Source organism: Marseilla massiliensis, from assembly GCF_016899955.1.
Classification (GTDB): domain Bacteria; phylum Bacteroidota; class Bacteroidia; order Bacteroidales; family Bacteroidaceae; genus Prevotella; species Prevotella intestinigallinarum.
Genome location: NZ_JACJJL010000104.1, coordinates 1 through 449 on the forward strand (window position 1 = coordinate 1; position 449 = coordinate 449).

The window sequence follows — 449 nt, forward strand, 5'->3', positions numbered from 1 at the left end:
AAGGCCGCTGCGGAACAGAAACCCGAAGCAAAGGCGGATGCCAATGTGGAACAGCAGGCCGGGGCGAAAAAGGAACGCAAGCCGCGCGAGCCGCAGATGGTGACGGCCGACGGCTGCAAGGTGACCCACGGCCATGCCTACCAGGGCAAGGACAACCCGGAGGAGTGGTACTTCACCGCCAAGATTGACGGTCAACAGCTCAAGCCGCAGAAGATGGATGCCGCCGACCTTGCCGCCTATCAGAAGAAAGAGCTAACCGTACCGCAACTGATGGAGCGTTACTATCCGACAAAGCTGATGCCGAAAGTGCCGGAGGACACCTACAGATTCCCCCGGCAGATGGAGGGTGCGGAAGGTTCCGTCGCCATCGAGAAGTTCAATGTCTACAAGGAGAAGGACGAGCAGCGCCCCGACTTCGGCAGGTACAAGTTCTATGCCCAAGTGGGTGA

General features: G+C 59.2%; 1 pseudogene. It reads left to right on the forward strand.

From position 1 onward, the window contains the following. Positions 1-449: pseudogene (locus tag H6B30_RS16100) on the forward strand (MutS N-terminal domain-containing protein); the annotation flags it as partial.